At 70.7% G+C, this 15176-nt stretch carries 15 protein-coding genes; 4 read left to right on the top strand and 11 right to left on the bottom strand.

All coding sequences use genetic code 11. The features are described from left to right. Nucleotides 1-31: 31 nt before the first annotated feature. Nucleotides 32-928, bottom strand: coding sequence for an oxygen-dependent tRNA uridine(34) hydroxylase TrhO (gene trhO, locus AC1DB8_RS01485; RefSeq protein WP_441416813.1), 897 nt, complete (start codon nucleotides 926-928; stop codon nucleotides 32-34). Between the two features lie 211 nt (nucleotides 929-1139). Between trhO and AC1DB8_RS01480 the strand changes: the two genes are divergently transcribed. Next, complete coding sequence (locus AC1DB8_RS01480) at nucleotides 1140-1832, top strand: GNAT family N-acetyltransferase (RefSeq protein WP_441416812.1); 693 nt, start codon at nucleotides 1140-1142, stop codon at nucleotides 1830-1832. A 74-nt stretch (nucleotides 1833-1906) separates the two neighbouring features. After that, nucleotides 1907-4321 carry a DEAD/DEAH box helicase gene (locus AC1DB8_RS01475; RefSeq protein ID WP_441416811.1) on the top strand — a complete coding sequence of 805 codons (2415 nt, stop codon included), beginning with the start codon at nucleotides 1907-1909 and terminating at the stop codon, nucleotides 4319-4321. On the opposite strand, the gene AC1DB8_RS01470 is transcribed toward AC1DB8_RS01475, so the two are convergent. The 7 genes from AC1DB8_RS01470 to ssd form a co-directional block, all read right to left on the bottom strand. After that, nucleotides 4305-4730 (bottom strand): Rv3654c family TadE-like protein, encoded by a 426-nt coding sequence (locus AC1DB8_RS01470; protein ID WP_476892288.1) that lies wholly within the window; start codon nucleotides 4728-4730, stop codon nucleotides 4305-4307. The two genes, AC1DB8_RS01475 and AC1DB8_RS01470, sit on opposite strands and share 17 nt — an antisense overlap. Next, nucleotides 4730-5245, bottom strand: a complete 516-nt coding sequence (locus AC1DB8_RS01465) for a TadE family type IV pilus minor pilin (RefSeq protein ID WP_476892003.1) — start codon at nucleotides 5243-5245, stop codon at nucleotides 4730-4732. The genes AC1DB8_RS01470 and AC1DB8_RS01465 overlap by 1 nt, the downstream gene beginning before the upstream one ends. Further along, nucleotides 5242-5541: a DUF4244 domain-containing protein gene (locus AC1DB8_RS01460; protein WP_441416809.1), complete on the bottom strand. Its 300-nt coding sequence runs from the start codon at nucleotides 5539-5541 to the stop codon at nucleotides 5242-5244. The genes AC1DB8_RS01465 and AC1DB8_RS01460 overlap by 4 nt, the downstream gene beginning before the upstream one ends. Before the next feature lie 141 nt (nucleotides 5542-5682). Beyond that, the gene (locus AC1DB8_RS01455; protein WP_476892002.1) at nucleotides 5683-6099 is read right to left on the bottom strand and encodes a type II secretion system F family protein; all 417 of its coding nucleotides are present in this window, start codon (nucleotides 6097-6099) and stop codon (nucleotides 5683-5685) included. 194 nt (nucleotides 6100-6293) lie between these two features. Next, nucleotides 6294-6935 carry a type II secretion system F family protein gene (locus AC1DB8_RS01450; protein ID WP_476892287.1) on the bottom strand — a complete coding sequence of 214 codons (642 nt, stop codon included), beginning with the start codon at nucleotides 6933-6935 and terminating at the stop codon, nucleotides 6294-6296. A gap of 197 nt (nucleotides 6936-7132) precedes the next feature. Beyond that, nucleotides 7133-8344 carry a TadA family conjugal transfer-associated ATPase gene (locus AC1DB8_RS01445; protein ID WP_476892286.1) on the bottom strand — a complete coding sequence of 404 codons (1212 nt, stop codon included), beginning with the start codon at nucleotides 8342-8344 and terminating at the stop codon, nucleotides 7133-7135. 56 nt (nucleotides 8345-8400) lie between these two features. Beyond that, nucleotides 8401-9564, bottom strand: coding sequence for a septum site-determining protein Ssd (gene ssd, locus AC1DB8_RS01440; protein ID WP_476892001.1), 1164 nt, complete (start codon nucleotides 9562-9564; stop codon nucleotides 8401-8403). A gap of 223 nt (nucleotides 9565-9787) precedes the next feature. Between ssd and AC1DB8_RS01435 the strand changes: the two genes are divergently transcribed. Both AC1DB8_RS01435 and AC1DB8_RS01430 read left to right on the top strand, forming a co-directional pair. Continuing rightward, nucleotides 9788-11497, top strand: coding sequence for a bifunctional 3'-5' exonuclease/DNA polymerase (locus AC1DB8_RS01435; protein ID WP_441416805.1), 1710 nt, complete (start codon nucleotides 9788-9790; stop codon nucleotides 11495-11497). 168 nt (nucleotides 11498-11665) lie between these two features. Further along, nucleotides 11666-11926, top strand: a complete 261-nt coding sequence (locus tag AC1DB8_RS01430; RefSeq protein WP_476892000.1) for a YegP family protein — start codon at nucleotides 11666-11668, stop codon at nucleotides 11924-11926. A gap of 13 nt (nucleotides 11927-11939) precedes the next feature. Here AC1DB8_RS01430 and AC1DB8_RS01425 read toward each other — a convergent pair whose 3' ends face one another. The 3 genes from AC1DB8_RS01425 to AC1DB8_RS01415 form a co-directional block, all read right to left on the bottom strand. Further along, nucleotides 11940-12620: an NUDIX hydrolase gene (locus AC1DB8_RS01425; protein WP_476891999.1), complete on the bottom strand. Its 681-nt coding sequence runs from the start codon at nucleotides 12618-12620 to the stop codon at nucleotides 11940-11942. Further along, nucleotides 12617-13387 (bottom strand): endonuclease III, encoded by a 771-nt coding sequence (nth, locus tag AC1DB8_RS01420; protein WP_476892285.1) that lies wholly within the window; start codon nucleotides 13385-13387, stop codon nucleotides 12617-12619. The genes AC1DB8_RS01425 and nth overlap by 4 nt, the downstream gene beginning before the upstream one ends. Before the next feature lie 121 nt (nucleotides 13388-13508). Beyond that, nucleotides 13509-14924, bottom strand: a complete 1416-nt coding sequence (locus tag AC1DB8_RS01415) for a hypothetical protein (protein WP_476891998.1) — start codon at nucleotides 14922-14924, stop codon at nucleotides 13509-13511. Nucleotides 14925-15176: the final 252 nt, after the last annotated feature.

The raw sequence follows: 15176 nt of genomic DNA, 5'->3' as shown, positions 1-15176 counted from the left end.
CGATGGCCACCTCAGGCGGCGGAGCGCGTCCTCAGGCGGCAGCGCAGCCGTCCGGGCAGCGCAGCGTCGCCGGGTCCGAGGCGCAGTCAATGCAGTACAGCGTCAGGGTGCGGCAGCTGGGGTTGGAGCAGTTCTCGAACTTGCTGGTGGGCGCCGCGCAGCGGACGCACTGGCCGATGGTCTTTGCGTCCTCGCTGAACTCCAGGTGCATCCGCTTATCGAAGACGTAGAGGGAGCCCTCCCACAGCCCCTGGTCCTTGAACGCCTCCCCGTAGCGGACGATCCCGCCGTCGAGCTGGTAGACCTCCTTGAAGCCGCGGTTGACCATCAGGCTCGAGAGGACCTCGCAGCGGATGCCGCCGGTGCAGTAGGTGACCACGGGCTTGTCTTTGAGGGCGTCGTACTTGCCGGAGTCCAGTTCCTTGATGAAATCGTGGGTCGTCGCGACGTCGGGGACGACGGCGTCCTTGAATTTTCCGATCTGGGCTTCGAAGCCGTTGCGTCCGTCGAAGAACACCACTTCGTCCCCGGCCTGCTTCTTCGCTTCCACGAGCCGGTGCAGTTCCTCGGGCGCAAGATGCGTCCCGCCGCCGACGACGCCGTTTTCGTCCACCTTGAGCTCCCCCGGGGCGCCGAAGGAGACGATCTCGTCACGTACTTTGACGCTCAGCCGGGGGAAGTCCGCGGCACCGCCGTCGGACCACTTCACGTCGATGCCGCGGAAGCCCTTGTATTCGCGGGTCGTCTTGACGTACTGCTTGACGGCGCCGATCTCGCCGCCGACGGTCGCGTTGATGCCGTCCTTGGAGATGATGATCCGGCCGGTCAGCCCGAGCTTTTCGCAGAGGGCGCGCTGCCAGAGCCGGACGGCGTCCGGGTCCGCGATCGGGGTAAAGCCGTAAAAGAGCACAATTCGATTCAAAGCCACGTATTTAAGCGTACTGGGCGGGGCAAAACCCGGCGCCGGGCGTTGCGGGATGGAGGCGCCACGGATGCCCCACCCTCCGGGGTCCGCCACGGACGCCATACGCCCGGGCGCCGCGGCGTGCGACCGGCCCGACTGTCACAATTGCGTAAGCAAGCGGCCCCGCGGATCCCGGCCCCTGTTGCTTGCGGCGGGGCTGGAATACGCTCATCTCATGAGCCTTGACGCCATGGTTGACGACACCACCCACCTCCTTGAGGTCTGGGTTGCCGGGTGGGCCGGTTGCCGGGGTTATGAGACCCGCAGGGAGGGCCGCTTTCCCGCCGCGCTGAGGGCGGACACGACCCACGAGTGGGAATATTTCGCCCATGACCCCTCGGATTCCGAGTTCGAGGAGCTGGCCGCCAAGACCGCCGAGGTCCCGGCCCGGATCCTTACGATCCTCACCAACGACGTGGCTCGCTACTCCGCCCTGGCCGAGAAGAACGGGCTGAACGTCACCTCGGCGTCGCAGACCATGATGATCGTGGACATGGAAACCCAGGACGCCGAGGACCCCTGGCTTCCGGACGACGATCTGCGCTGGGTGCCGTCGACCACGGGCGGTGTCCACCATGCCGTCGTCTATGCCGGCGAAGAGGTGGCCGCCAGCGGGCGGGTGTTCGTCGCGGACCACACCGCCGTCTTCGACAAGATCGTCACCGAGCCCGGGTTCCAGCGGCGCGGACTCGGCAGCTTCATCATGCGGGCACTGGCCGCCCAGGCGTTTGAACACGACGTCGAAGGCGGGCTCCTGCTGGCCTCCCTGGACGGCCAGCAGCTGTACTCGCATCTCGGCTGGACCACGGTGTGCCATGTGCTGATGCTTTCCGCCTCGGACGAGGGCGCCGACCTCTCCGTGGGATGAGCGGGTTCCCTGCCCCGGCGTCGTCGGTCCGTGAACCCGCGGGTCGATTTGAGCCCGGGTGAAACAATGTTGGAGTGAATCCACATGAGTCTCTGATCCCGTTGCTGGGCCGCGGCCCGGACCCGGAACAGCTGCGGCATGTGCGCACGATTCCCGCCCGGAAGGCCGTCAATGAACCGTGGCCGGAGTGGGTGCACCCCGACTTGGTGCAGGCCTACGGCTCTCTCGGCATCCACGAGCCCTACCGTCATCAGGTGCAGGCCGCCGAACTGGCGCACGCAGGCGAACATGTGGTGATCGCCACCGGCACCGCCTCCGGCAAGTCCCTCGCCTACCAGCTGCCGGCGCTGGATGCGGTCCACCGCTCCGAGCTGCGCGTCCTCGCCGACCCGGGCAAGATCCACGACGACGGCGCCGTGACCCTCTACCTCTCCCCCACCAAGGCCCTGGCCGCCGACCAGCTGGCCGCCATCCGCTCGCTCAAGCTCCCCACTGTCCGCGCGGAAACCTACGACGGCGACACCGACCCGGCGTCCCGCCGCTGGATCCGGGACCACGCCAACGTCATCTTGGCCAACCCCGACATGTTGCATTTCGGGATCCTGCCGAACCACACCTGGTGGGCTCGATTCTTCCGCCGGCTCCGCTACGTGATCGTGGACGAGGCACACAGCTACCGGGGCGTGTTCGGATCGCACGTGGCCAACCTGATGCGACGGCTGCGACGGATCTGTGCCTACTACAGCCCCGGCACGTCCCACCCCGGACCGGTGTTCATCGCCGCATCGGCCACCGCATCCGACCCCGGCACCTCCTTCGGCCGGCTCATCGGCGCCCCGGTCCGGGCGGTGTCCGAAGACTGTTCGCCGCACGGCGCCACGACCGTGGCGTTCTGGGAACCCGCACTGACCGAGCTGCGCGGCGAAAACGGCGCCAAGGAACGCCGAACCGCCGTCGCCGAAACCTCGGACCTGCTGGCCAACCTGGTCTCCTCCCGGATCCGGACCATCGCGTTCATCAAATCGCGCCGCGGCGCCGAGACGATCGCCTCCATCACCAAGCGCCTCCTGGACGAAGTGGACCCCAGCCTGCCGCAGCGGGTGGCGGCCTACCGTTCCGGGTACCTGCCGGAGGAACGGCGGGCACTGGAAAAGGCGTTGCGCTCCGGCGAGCTGCTGGGTGTATCGAGCACCTCCGCGCTCGAACTTGGCATCGACATCTCGGGGCTCGACGCGGTTCTGGTCGCCGGCTGGCCGGGAACCCGGGCGTCGCTGTTCCAACAGATCGGCCGGGCGGGCCGCGCCGGACAGGACGCCATTGCCGCCTTCGTCGCGAGCGACGATCCGCTCGACACCTATCTGGTGAACCACCCGGAGGCGATCTTCGACGTCTCGGTAGAGGCGACGGTCTTCGACCCCTCCAACCCGTACGTTCTGGGCCCCCACCTGTGCGCCGCCGCGGCGGAACTTCCGCTGGGCTATGCGGAGCTGGAGCTGTTCGGCCCGACAGCCGAGAAGCTGCTGGACCAGCTGGTGGTCCAGGGCTACCTGCGCAAACGCCCCGCGGGCTGGTTCTGGACCCACCCCCAGAGCGCCGCGGCCATGGTGAACCTGCGGGCCGACGGCGGCGGTCCGGTGAGCATCGTGGACGCTGACACCGGCTCCCTGCTCGGCACCATGGATTCACCCCAGACCCACTATCAGGCGCACACCGGCGCCATCTACGTTCATCAGGGCGAGAGCTACGTCGTCGAGGATTTGAACGAAGGCGAGCACTGCGTCGTGGTGCGCCGGGCCAACCCCGACTACTACACGACCGCGCGCGACGTGACGCAGATCGAGGTCCTGGAGACACTCCGCACCACGCAGTGGGGGGACGTCGCGGTGCACTTCGGTGACGTGAAAGTGACGACACAGGTGGTCTCCTTCCAGCGCAAGGCGCTGATTTCGAACGAGATCCTCGGCGAGGAACCGCTGCAACTGGGCGCCCGGGACCTGTTCACCAAGGCGGTGTGGTTCGTGATGGACAACCGCTCCCTGACGGGCGCGGGGCTGATCGAGGCGCAGTTCCCGGGGGCTTTGCACGCGGCCGAGCACGCGGCCATCGGGCTGCTGCCGCTGGTGGCGTCCAGCGACCGGTGGGACATCGGCGGAGTGTCCACGGCCATCCACGCCGACACCGGGGTGCCTACGATCTTCGTGTACGACGGCCACCCCGGCGGGGCCGGCTTCGCCGAGCGCGGCTACGACAAGGCCAGGGTGTGGCTCTCCGCGACGCGCGACGCCATCAAGGCCTGCGAGTGCGAGTCCGGCTGCCCGTCCTGCGTGCAGTCCCCCAAGTGCGGCAATAAGAACAACCCGCTGGACAAGGACGCCGCCGTCACGCTGATTGAGATGCTGCTGACCGACGCCACCGATCTTATGGGCGGCCCTGCCGAGGAGCAGGGGGCAGCCCCGGCCGCCGGGCACGTCATCAGCCAGCCGGGTTAGTCCGGCGCCCGCTTACCGGATCCCGGATCCCGGGAGCCGGTCCGGGGTCCTCTGCCGGCGGAGGTCCGGCCCTCGCCAGGCCGGTGGCCGGACCGAACACCGTGCGGGATCGCAGTTCCGTGCGGACCCGGACGGTGTCGCCGGGTTCGACCAAACAGCCCACCAGCCGCGCATCATGGCGGCCGGCGACGTCGGCGGCGACGGCACACGGCTCGCCGGCGGAGAGTCCACGGGCGGCATCCGCGGCTGCGAGTGCCGCCAGATCCGCCGCAGCCGCGGCTTTCGACGCCATCACCGCGGCCTGGCCCAGCAAGACGACAGCGGTCATCGCGAGCAGCAGCACCATCCCCAGGCCCAACGCCACGGCGCTGCCCGCACCCAGTTCAGGGTCCCGCACCACGGGCGGCATCACGCGCGCCAGCCCAGGGCAAGATCCGCCGTCGCGGGAGCGGAGAGGGCAGGCGCGTCAGAGGATTCACTCCTCGCCCACGCTTTCGCGGTAAGGGTCCACGGAACCAGCGGACCCATCGCACCGCTGACGGTTCCGGACACCGTGACGCTGAGCCAGACCCCGTCGGAGGCCACAGCGGCCAGCGCCGAATCACCGGCCAACCGCCGGACGATTCCGCCGACGGCGGCGGCGTCCTCACCGCGCGCGAGCGCCCTCGCGCCGGCTCGCGCGGCTTCCTCCAGCCGGAGTTGCGTCAACCCCGCGGCGGACCCCGCCAGCAACAACCCCAGCAGCAGCACAACGGCTGGCAGCGCGACGGCGAACTCGGCCGTTACCGCGCCCCGGGCGGCTGCTGCGGCTTGGCCCGCACGGGATCCCCGCTTCGCTGCGTCCAGGTGCTTCGGCAGGCACCATCCCGGTTGTGCGGACGCCTTGGCCGGGGCCGCCGGCGCACTCCGGGATCCCCGGGTCACGGCAGTGCCAGCGCCGTGCGGATAAGGTTCAGCAGGAACCCCCGGACCTCGTCGCTGCGCATGATCAGCACGAGCAAGCCGGCGAAGCCGACGGCGGCCAGCGTGGCAATGGCATATTCAGCCGTGGCCATTCCCGCTTCGGAGCCGGGGAGCTTTTTCCAGCTGCGGGCCGGCCGGGAAGAGTCCCGCACCGGCGGTGCCTGCCGGGCGCCGGGGTAGATCTCCCGCACCTCCGCGGTTCCGGTGTCGGCGTCCGCGCGGTCGGAGCCGGCGGGGGCGTTTCGGTGGAGTGTCATGAGCTTTCCTCTCAGGCGATGCCGGCGCAGTTGCCGGCTGATTCCAATGTCGCGCCCGCGCCCGTCGCCGGTAAGGGCGATGCATGGCCAAGTGGACAACTTCGGCTGTGGAGGACGAGTCGGCGCGCCGGGCGGCAGCCGTCAGGAGCCATGCGGCACCATCGCGAGCAATACCGGCACAATGCCCAGGCACACGAAGGCGGGCAGCGAACACAGCCCCAGGGGGATGACCAGCTTCACGCCCAACGCAGCGGCCCGCTGCTCGGCGGTCCGGAACTGCTCGCGGCGGAGCCGGGCGGCCTGCGCATAGAGGATGGCCGAGGACGGCACGCCGGTCAGCGCGGCGAAACCCAGGGCATCGCGGAGGGCCTGCAACTGGGCGGGGATCGCGCCGCAACTACGCCATGCAGTCTCCCAGTCGGCGCCGATCGCGAGGGCGGAGACGACCGGGACCAGCGGACGCCCGATCGCGGGGTCGGCGTGGACGGCGATCAGCTCCAGTGAGCGCCCCAGCCCGGATCCGGCGTCCAGCATGGCACCGATCAATTCCAACATCATGGCCGGATCACGAAGGCCGCCCACGTGATCCGCCGCCGCGCCTGTGCCGTCCGGTCGGGCACCCGCGGGAGCCCTACCAGGCGGACGCCGGCCCAGCCGCCTCCAGCGCAGGCCCGCGCGCCGCTGGTCTGCGAGCGCCACGATCACTGCGGACGCCAGCAGGCCGGCCACAGCGAGACCGCCAGCCTGCGGTATCACCGCTGCCGCCCGGCAGCGGCCCGGACGAGACGGGCGGACCAGATCCGGCCCGCGGCCGTAAGGGCCAGCCCAGCAACGAGGGCCGCCATGCCCAAGGGGGTGCCGAGCAGGATGGTCGAGGGATCCACGCCGAGCAGGACACCGAGGACGAGCCCCAGGAAGGGCAGCCAGGTCAGGATCCGGACGGTGGCCTTGGGCCCGGCCAGTGCGGTCTGCCGTGCGGCTTCGGCGTCGTCCTGGGCCTCCAGGTGAGCGGCGAAGCGCGTCAGGACCTCGGCGAGGGGACAGCCGGTGGCCTCGGCGATGTCGAAGCAGGCCGCGAGTTCCACCCAGATTGCCCGCTCCCTTCCGCCGGGGCCGCGGCGCGCAGCATTGCCGGTGCCGGTCCCGGCGCCCTTCCGGATGGCCGCGGCGACCGGGGAACCCCTCAAGGCCGCAGCCCGGGCTGCGGCCAGGATCGCAAGCGACGTCGCGCCCAGACCATGAGTGGGCGCGGCGCGGTTCGGGCGCCCACCCCCGCCCTTCGTCCGGTCCGGCTCCCGCAGGTCACCATAGAGAAGCCAGAGTTCCTCCCACAGCCGCGCAGGAGTCCGGCCGCCCTTCAGCAAGGCGGCCAACTGCTGCACCACCACGGTCATGGGGACCACCGCCTCGGCTCTACCCGTCCCGCGCCACAGCGCTAAGCGCCCACGCCGTCCTTGTCCCGGCCGCCCGAGGGCCGGTGCCCCGGCGGCGCCCACGGAGCGCAGAGCCCGCTGGAGGCGCCGGCCGGACGCCCCTGGCGGCGCGAATGCCAGCCAAGACGCGAGGGCCAGAATTCCGGCCAAGACGGTCGTCATGGCGGGCCGGCCGCCAGGCTGGGCACGCCGGTCCCGGGGCCAGCAGCCGGGTCCAGGCCCAGACGGGCCGCCAGCTCGGGCCACGCGGGCCCGGCGCGTACCTCGCCGCCCACCGTTGCCAGCGCCACGGCTACGGCCAGGCCTGACACGCCTTCTCCGACCAGTCCCACGGACGCCACCTGACGGCCTAACCGTGTACGTTCCAGATGGACGACGGCGTCGAGGGCGCTGGCTGCCTGAAGGCGCACGGCGTCCGGCCCCATCCCCGCGAGCGCGCCGAGCGCCGTCAGCCGGGCCGGGACCGCGGCGGCGGTGTTGGCATGGATGGTGCCGCCGGCTCCAGTGTGCCCGGTGTTCATCGCGGAGAGCAGCTCCCGGACCTCGGCGCCGCGGCACTCCCCCACCACGAGCCTGTCGGGCCGCATCCGCAGGGCCTGCCGGACCAGCTCGCCGAGATCAACGGCGCCGCCGCCCTCCAGGTTGCTGTGGCGCGATTCGAGGGACACCACGTGCGGATGCACCGGGTTGAGCTCCGAAGCATCCTCGATCAGGACCAGCCGCTCCCCAGGTCCGCAGAGCCCGAGCAGCGTGGCAAGCAGCGTTGTTTTTCCCGAGCCCGTCGCGCCGCTCACCAGAAAGCTCAGGCGGCGCGCCACCATTCGCGTGAGGACGTCCTGGATGAACGGACCGAACATACCGCCACGGGAGAGCTCGTCCAGCGAGAAAACGGACTCACGGCGGATCCGCACGCTCAGCAGCGTTCCGGCCGTGGAGATCGGCGGCAGCACTGCGTGGATCCGGTAGCCGCCGTCGAGCCTGACATCCACGCAGGGCGAGCTGTCATCCAGCCGCCGGCCGCCGGCGGCCACGAGTCGGGCGGCGAGGGCTCGGACCTGGGCCTCGTTAGCAAAGGCGACCGGGGCGCGTTCAAGCCCGCGGCCACGGTCCAGCCACACCGAGTCCGGACCGTTGACGAAGATGTCCGTCACGAGCGGGTCGCGCGCCAGCGGCTGCAGCGGTCCCAGCCCATTCAGTTCCGCGCTGATGCTTTCGACGGCGGCCAAGGCACCCGCTGTGCCAAGGAGCTTGCCGCTGGCCTGCACGGCCGCCGCCACCCTTGACGGGGTGACCGGGCCGGCGTCGGCCATGACCGATTCGCGGACCGCCTCGAGCAGCCGCGCATCTACCCGCCGCTGGGGCGCGCGCAGTTGCCTGCGGAACCGTGGACGCTCCGGCTCCGGCGGGTCCGCGGCCAGATGCGAACTCACGGGAACCCCTCCGTGCTGAAGGCCAGAACTCCTTCGGTGAAGCGTTGAACGCTCCGCCGTCCCCCGGCGTCCAGCAGGCGCCCGAGTTCGGTGGCGGCGGCCGTCCCCCGGACCTCGGGCATAATGCCCTGCACCGGGAGCCCCACGGCTTGGGAAATCAGCTGGTAGTCGAACGCGACCCCGGGTTTCGTCCGGATCACCAGTGCGGTCTCTACAGGCGGTAGCTCCGGCACCAAACGGGCGGATGCCACCGCCGCCCGGAGCTGGGCGGGCAGCACCACGACGACCCGGTCGCATTCCCAGGCGAAGGTCCGCAGTGCCTCGCGTCCGCGGCCGACGTCCAGCACCACCAGCTCGTAGCAGCGACGCGCGGCGTCGAGCACCCCGACGACCGCGGCCGTGTCGATGGCCTGCGGCCGCTCCCGGCTGCCCGGCCAGGACAGGAAAGAGAACCCGCCCGCTTCGGGCAGCGCCTCGTGGAGCTGATCCGGATCGATGCTGCCGCTGGCCTCGGCGAGGTCCGGCCAACGGAGCCCGGGTTCTTCTTCGGCGGCGAGGGCCAGTTCGAGGCCGCCGCCCCAGGGGTCTCCGTCGATCAAAAGGACTCTGGCTCCCAGCCCCGCGGCGGCCTGGGCCAGCCAGATCGCGGCGGTGGTTGCCCCGGCGCCGCCGCAGCCACCAACCACGCCGAGGACATGCCCGCCCGGATCCGGGGCGTGCGATCGGCTGAGGTACTCGGCGAGCCAGGGTCCGCCCTCGGGGAGGACGGCCACCCGTTCGGCACCCATGGCCGCGGCCAGCTGCCAAAGCCTGTCGCCCTCACCACTCAGTCCTACAAGAACGGCCGGTGCACGACGCCGGATCGGGAGTTCCCGGACGTCACTGCCCACGAGCACTGCGCCAGCAGAGTCCCAGTACGGGACCGCTTCCGCGGCATCCCCCGCCAGGCTAAGCTGCCGGCCCGCCGCGGCCACAATCCGTTCCACCTCCCCCCGCAGGACCTCGGACCCGGTGACCAGCAGCGTCTCCGCCGCCCCGTCGGGAAGCCACGAACCGGGGTCTGGCCCCGGGTCCGGTACCGCTGGGGGCCCGGCCCTGGACACGGGCTGTCGGGACGGCGCCTTACTGGTAACTGGCTCGGGTAATTGATGCCTGCTCATGCCTCCACTTTCGGCGCTGCGGACGCCGCAGCCGCCCGCCGTCTTCGGCTATGTGGAAAACCGGGCCGCCTTCGGCTTGGCCCGGCGCTGCCCGGCCCGACTTGGGCGCGGCCCGGCCCGACTTGGGCGCGGCCCGGCCCCGCCCGGCTTGTCCCGGCGGGCCGGTACGACCCCCGCCCGAGCCGGTCCGCCGGAAGCACAACGACAGGGCAGAATTGAGCCTATGCATCTGCTGCTCGCCGCCCACGCCGACGGCGCAGCCCTACAACGACTCACGCCGTCGGGCGCTCCCGATCCCGCCGCCCCGGAACCACGCATCGTCAGCGCCGCCGAGCTGCCCGGCGTCGTGCGGCAGCTGGAGCTGCAGCGGCCGCGCTGGATCTGGCACCGCACGCAGGACTGGTACCCGGCGCTGCTGGCCGCAGGGGTCGAGCTGGAACGCTGCCATGACCTGACGCTGTGCGGCGCCATCCTGGCCCATTCGGAGTTCACTGCGCACACCGAGTATGCCCGGAACGCGGAGAAGCTCACCCAGGATGACGACGTCCAGCAGCCGCCACGGGCCCTGCAGCCGCCTCCGCCGCCCGCGGACCAGGGCGCCCTGTTTGAGGACCCGGGCCTGCGCGCTGCGCCGCGGCACTCCCCCGAGGAGCTGCGCGCCGAGTACGCCGCGCAGCAGGAAGCACTGGCGGGCGTCGCTCTGGACGGGGACCGCCGAAAGCAAAGGCTCCAGCTCCTTCTGGCCGCCGAGTCCGCCGGGGCCATGATCGCCGCCGAGATGCAGCACACCGGCGTTCCCTGGCGCGAGGAGCTGCACGAACAGATCCTCGCCGACTACCTCGGTCCGCGTCCGCCGCAGGGCCACCGTCCGGCCAAGCTCGAGGCCCTCAACAGCGAACTCCGCCGGCTGCTGCAGTCCCCGGCACTGAACCCCGACTCCCCGCAGGAACTGATGCGGGCCCTGCACCGGAACGGCATCGAGGTGAAGAGCACGCGCCAGTGGGAGCTGAAGGAATCCAGCCACCCGGCGATCGAGCCGCTGCTGGCCTACAAGAAGCTCGCCCGGCTCCACGCCGCGAACGGCTGGGCGTGGCTGGATGCCTGGGTCAAGGACGGCCGCTTCCAGCCCGAATACGTGGTGGGCGGGGTCGTGTCCGGACGCTGGGCCTCCCGCGGCGGCGGGGCGCTACAGATCCCCCGCCAGATCCGAGGCGCCGTCCACGCCGACCCTGGCCACAAACTGATCGTCGCGGATGCCTCGCAGCTGGAGCCCCGAGTACTGGTGGCGCTGGCACAGGATTCCAAGATGGCGGAAGCCGCCCGCGACAAAGACCTCTACGCCGGCATCGCCGCTCAGGGTTTCGGCGGTGACCGGGCCAAGGCCAAGGTCGCGCTGCTCGGCGCGATATACGGCGCCACCACCGGCGAATCCGGCCGGCTGATGCCGCAGCTGGCCCGGACCTACCCGCGCGCCGTCGGCTTCGTGGAGCAGGCAGCCCGCGAGGGCGAGGCGGGTAAGACCGTCACCTCCCGGCTGGGCCGCAGCAGCCCGCCGCCTTCGGAGCGGTGGCTGCACAGCCAGCAGTCCGCCACCGCGGAGGAACAACGCCGGGCCGAGTCGCTGGCGCGCTCTCGCGGACGGTTCACGCGCAACTTCGTGGTGCAGGGTTCCGCGGCCGACTGGGCGGCCTGCTGGCTGGCGGAACTACGACGGCGGCTGCGGGGACTGCGCGCCGACGGCTCACCCGCCGGGGAACTGGTCTTCTTCCTGCACGACGAGGTCATGGTCCATTGCCCTGCCGACGCCGTCGATGCCTGCATCCGGGCGATCGAGGAATCCGCGGCAGCCGCCAAGGAGTTGCTGTTCGGCAGGATCCCGGTGGAATTTCCGGTCAGCATCGCCGTCGTGGACTCCTACGACAACGCCAAATAGCTGCCCTCAACCGCTGCCCGACGCCGGGCCGGACGCCCCGGGTAACGTACCCGCCGGTAGCGTTGCGCCTGCTCCGTGGGCCCCGTTACAGTCGAAAAAGGCCGGCGAAGATCCCGAGTGATCCGCCGGCGCAAATGCAACGAGGCAGGGAACCGGGGAGGCAGCACAGTGGCTGGCGTATTCGAGATTGCAGCGGCCGGAGACGAGTCGTATTTCTTCAAGCTGACGGCACCGGACGGGACAGTAGTTGCCGTTTCACCGCTTTTTAACACCATCAAGGGAGCGGCCGCCGGCATCACGGCAGTGCGCGAGAACGCCGCAACCGGGCTGGTCGTTGACCGCTCCGCCCGGAAGACCGTCACCCAGTCCGCGAGCAAGCCCGCCGCGACGTCGTCCTCGCGGCCTGCGCCGCTGCTGACAGCGCGCTAGCGAAGGCGCGCCGCTACCCGTCGATCCCGTGCAGGCGCGTCCGGTCCCATGGGACTGACCAGCCCAGCTGGTCGAACAGCTGGTTGAGGATCATGCCGGTGAAACCCCAGACCACCACGCCGTTGACGGTGAAGGCCGGGCTCTGAAAGGTCTGGCCGGCCCGGCTGACGGTTGCCATCACCCTGTTGTCGGGGTCGAGCAGGTCCCGGACGGGCACCCGGAAGACCTGTGATGACTCGCCGTAGTCCACTACCCGGACGGGTGACTGGGACGCCCACCAGCCAAGGACGGGCGTGACCAGGAAGTTCCCGCGGGGCAGCGCCAGTTCGGGCATGACGCCGAGGACCTCAACGCCCTGCGGATCCAGTCCTGTTTCCTCTTCGGCCTCGCGCAGGGCGGCCTCAACCACGGTTTCGCCGGGGTCGATGCCGCCGCCGGGGAACGCCACCTGTCCCGGGTGGTCGTCGAGGGTCTGCGCGCGCTGGAGCAGCAGCACGTCCAGGTCCGCCGGCGCCAGCAGCTTCACCGACGTCGCCGGGACATCGTCCAGCGAGCCGAACAGCATCAGCACGGCGGCACGGCGCACCCGTTCGCCCGGCTCAACGGCCAGTTCGCGCCAGCGCGGATCCGGCGACGGGGCCGTCCCGGCCTGCACCGCGGCTACAAGGTCAATCAGGTCCTGGCGGGCGGTCATTGCGGCCTTCTCTGCGATTCCATCCGGATTTCCGCGGCCCGGTGGGTTTCGGCCAGCAGCTTCGCCAGCAGTTCTTCCTGGCCCGGGGCCAGTTCGTACTTCAGCAGCTTCCTGGCCTTCTCCGGATCGGTCTCGCCGGCTCCGTAGCTGGGGCACCAGTTCGCCACGGCGCAGGCGCCGCAGGCCGGTTTGCGGGAATGGCAGACGCGCCGGCCGTGGAAGACGACTCGGTGCGAGAGCATGGTCCAGTCTTTCGGCTCGAACAATTCGGCGACGTCGGATTCGATCCGGACCGGATCGTCCGAGTCCGTCCAGCCGAAGCGGCGGGCCAGCCGGCCGAAGTGGGTGTCCACCGTGATGCCGGGGATCCCGAACGCGTTGCCCAGGACGACGTTGGCGGTCTTCCGTCCGACGCCGGGCAGCTTCACCAGGTCTTCCAGCCGGCCGGGCACCTCGCCGTCGTAGTCGTCGACAAGCTTGGTGCCCAGCGCCATCAGGTTCCGCGCCTTGGCCCGGAAGAACCCGGTGGGTTTGATGATGGCTTCCAGGTCGGCGGGCTCGGCCTCGGCCATGCTGCGGGCATCCGGGTACCGGGCGAACAGCAGCGGCGTGATCTGGTTGACCAGCACGTCCGTGGTCTGGGCCGAGAGCACCGTGGCCACCACCAGTTCGAACGGGCTGCGGAAATCCAGCTCAGCATGCGCATAGGGATACTGCTCGGCCAGTGCCTTGTTGATCCGGCGGGCGCGGCGCTTGAGCCCCAGCAGCGTCTCCCCGCCAGCCTGCGCACGGGGCTTCGCTGTGCCGGTTTTGGCTGTGCCGGTTTTCGCCCTGCCGGGTTTCGCGTTGCCGGTTTTCGCGCTGCCGGGTTCGGTGGCCACGGTCCGGCTAGCCGCGTTCGATGTTGCTGAGGTCCCGGAGCACGCCGACGCGGCCGTCCGTGTGCTGGACCAGGAACTCGTGGCCGCGGTCCTCAAGGGCAAGGACCCAGCCGCCGGGTTCGACGACGAACGCCGGGGCGCCGCTGCGCTCGTCCACCGCGGTGCGGGGCTGGGCGACGGCGAACCAGAAGGCCTCGTAGGCAGGCTGGGCCGCCTCGCTCTCGGGACGGCTTGCGGGGTCCACGGTGGCGCCGATCGGTTCCTGCGAACGGACCTGCGGGGTGAGGGCGGTGGGGGCTTCATGGCTTGCGGCGGAAGGTGCCGCGGCCGATGCCCCCGCCGGGATGCTGGCCGCCTGGGTCGCTTCCAGACCCGCGCCCTGCGCGGCGGGTGCCGGAGAAGTGACCGGAGAGGTGACCGGGGACTCTGCCGGAGCGGACGCGGCGGGCGCCGTGGCAGCCTGGGTCTGCTCGGCGGCAGAAGGCACCGCTTCTCCTGCGGCAGACGGGGCGTACGCCGCCGTCGGGGACGGGAGGGCGGCAGCGGTCTGCTCCGGTGAGGCGGAAGGAACGACGCCGTGCGCCTGAGTGGCCGGCTCGGCAGCCGCGGGACGGGCGTACGCGGCAGCGGCACCGGCGGCACCTGCAGCAGCACCGGCCGCGGTGCCGGCAGCGGCACCCGTCGATGCCCCGTGGGCTTCGTGGGCCTGCGGCGCGGCCTGGGCCTCGCCCGCCTGCTTGCCGGGGGCTATGCGCTTGGCCCAACCGGCCAGCGCGCCGCCTCCCGCCCTGGGAGTCTTGGCGTCGCTGGCAGCCTTGGGGGCCTTGGGGGCACGCGGCTTGCGGACCGGCTCCGCGGCTTCGCGTGCCACAACGTGGGCGGGGACTTCGGCGCGGTGCAGGAAATCACCGGCGAGGCTGGGAATCAGCCGCGCCAGTACGGTCGCGGTGAAGAGGCCGAGCGCGCCGACGAGGCCCAGCAGGAGGCTCGGCACGAACGCGCCGGCGGTCGCCAGGAAAAAGAAGGCCAGGCTGAAGGACGCCACAACGGAGGCGAACTGGTCAATCGAGAGGGAGCCGATCCGGATTTTCGTGCCCGGGCTGACCCGTCGCGCCACGAAAAGCGCAGCGACGATCACCGGCAGCAGCACGCCGAGGCCGAGGAAGAAGAGGCTGCCCAGGTTCCACAGGTTGTAGCGCTCGGCGAACATCGGAATCAGGGAGGCGATGAAAAGCACCAGCGTGGAGCCGAAGACGGTGAGGTCGCGGACCGTGAAAGGCCCCAGGACGGCCTCGTTGTTCTTCGAGTTCGGCTTGTCCACCGTAAAGCGTGGCTGTTCCCCCCGCCCGCTGGACTGCGCCGGCCCTGTCTGGCCTTCGGTGCGGGAGGGCGCATGGAGCTGCCCGTTGCTTTGCTCGTTCATTCTGTTCTCCTTAGCATGGCCGCACTCTGGACAGTGCCGCCTAACGGCAGGCAAAAACAGGACCGCCAGCGGTCCTGTTGCCCCCATCGGATGTCACAACTCCATCTCAGCCTAGCCAAGTGCAGGACCGATCACTACTGCCCGGACGTCACTCCAGCACCAGTGCGCGGCCCCTTTCGCCCTGCGCGTAAACCGGGGTGCGACGCCGATCCGGGCCGGCCGTGCCCGCACCCGGACCACTCGGCGCTTAAT

This window comes from Arthrobacter sp. 10N410, from assembly GCF_056394945.1.
This window is presented reverse-complemented; position numbering and strand designations above follow the sequence as displayed.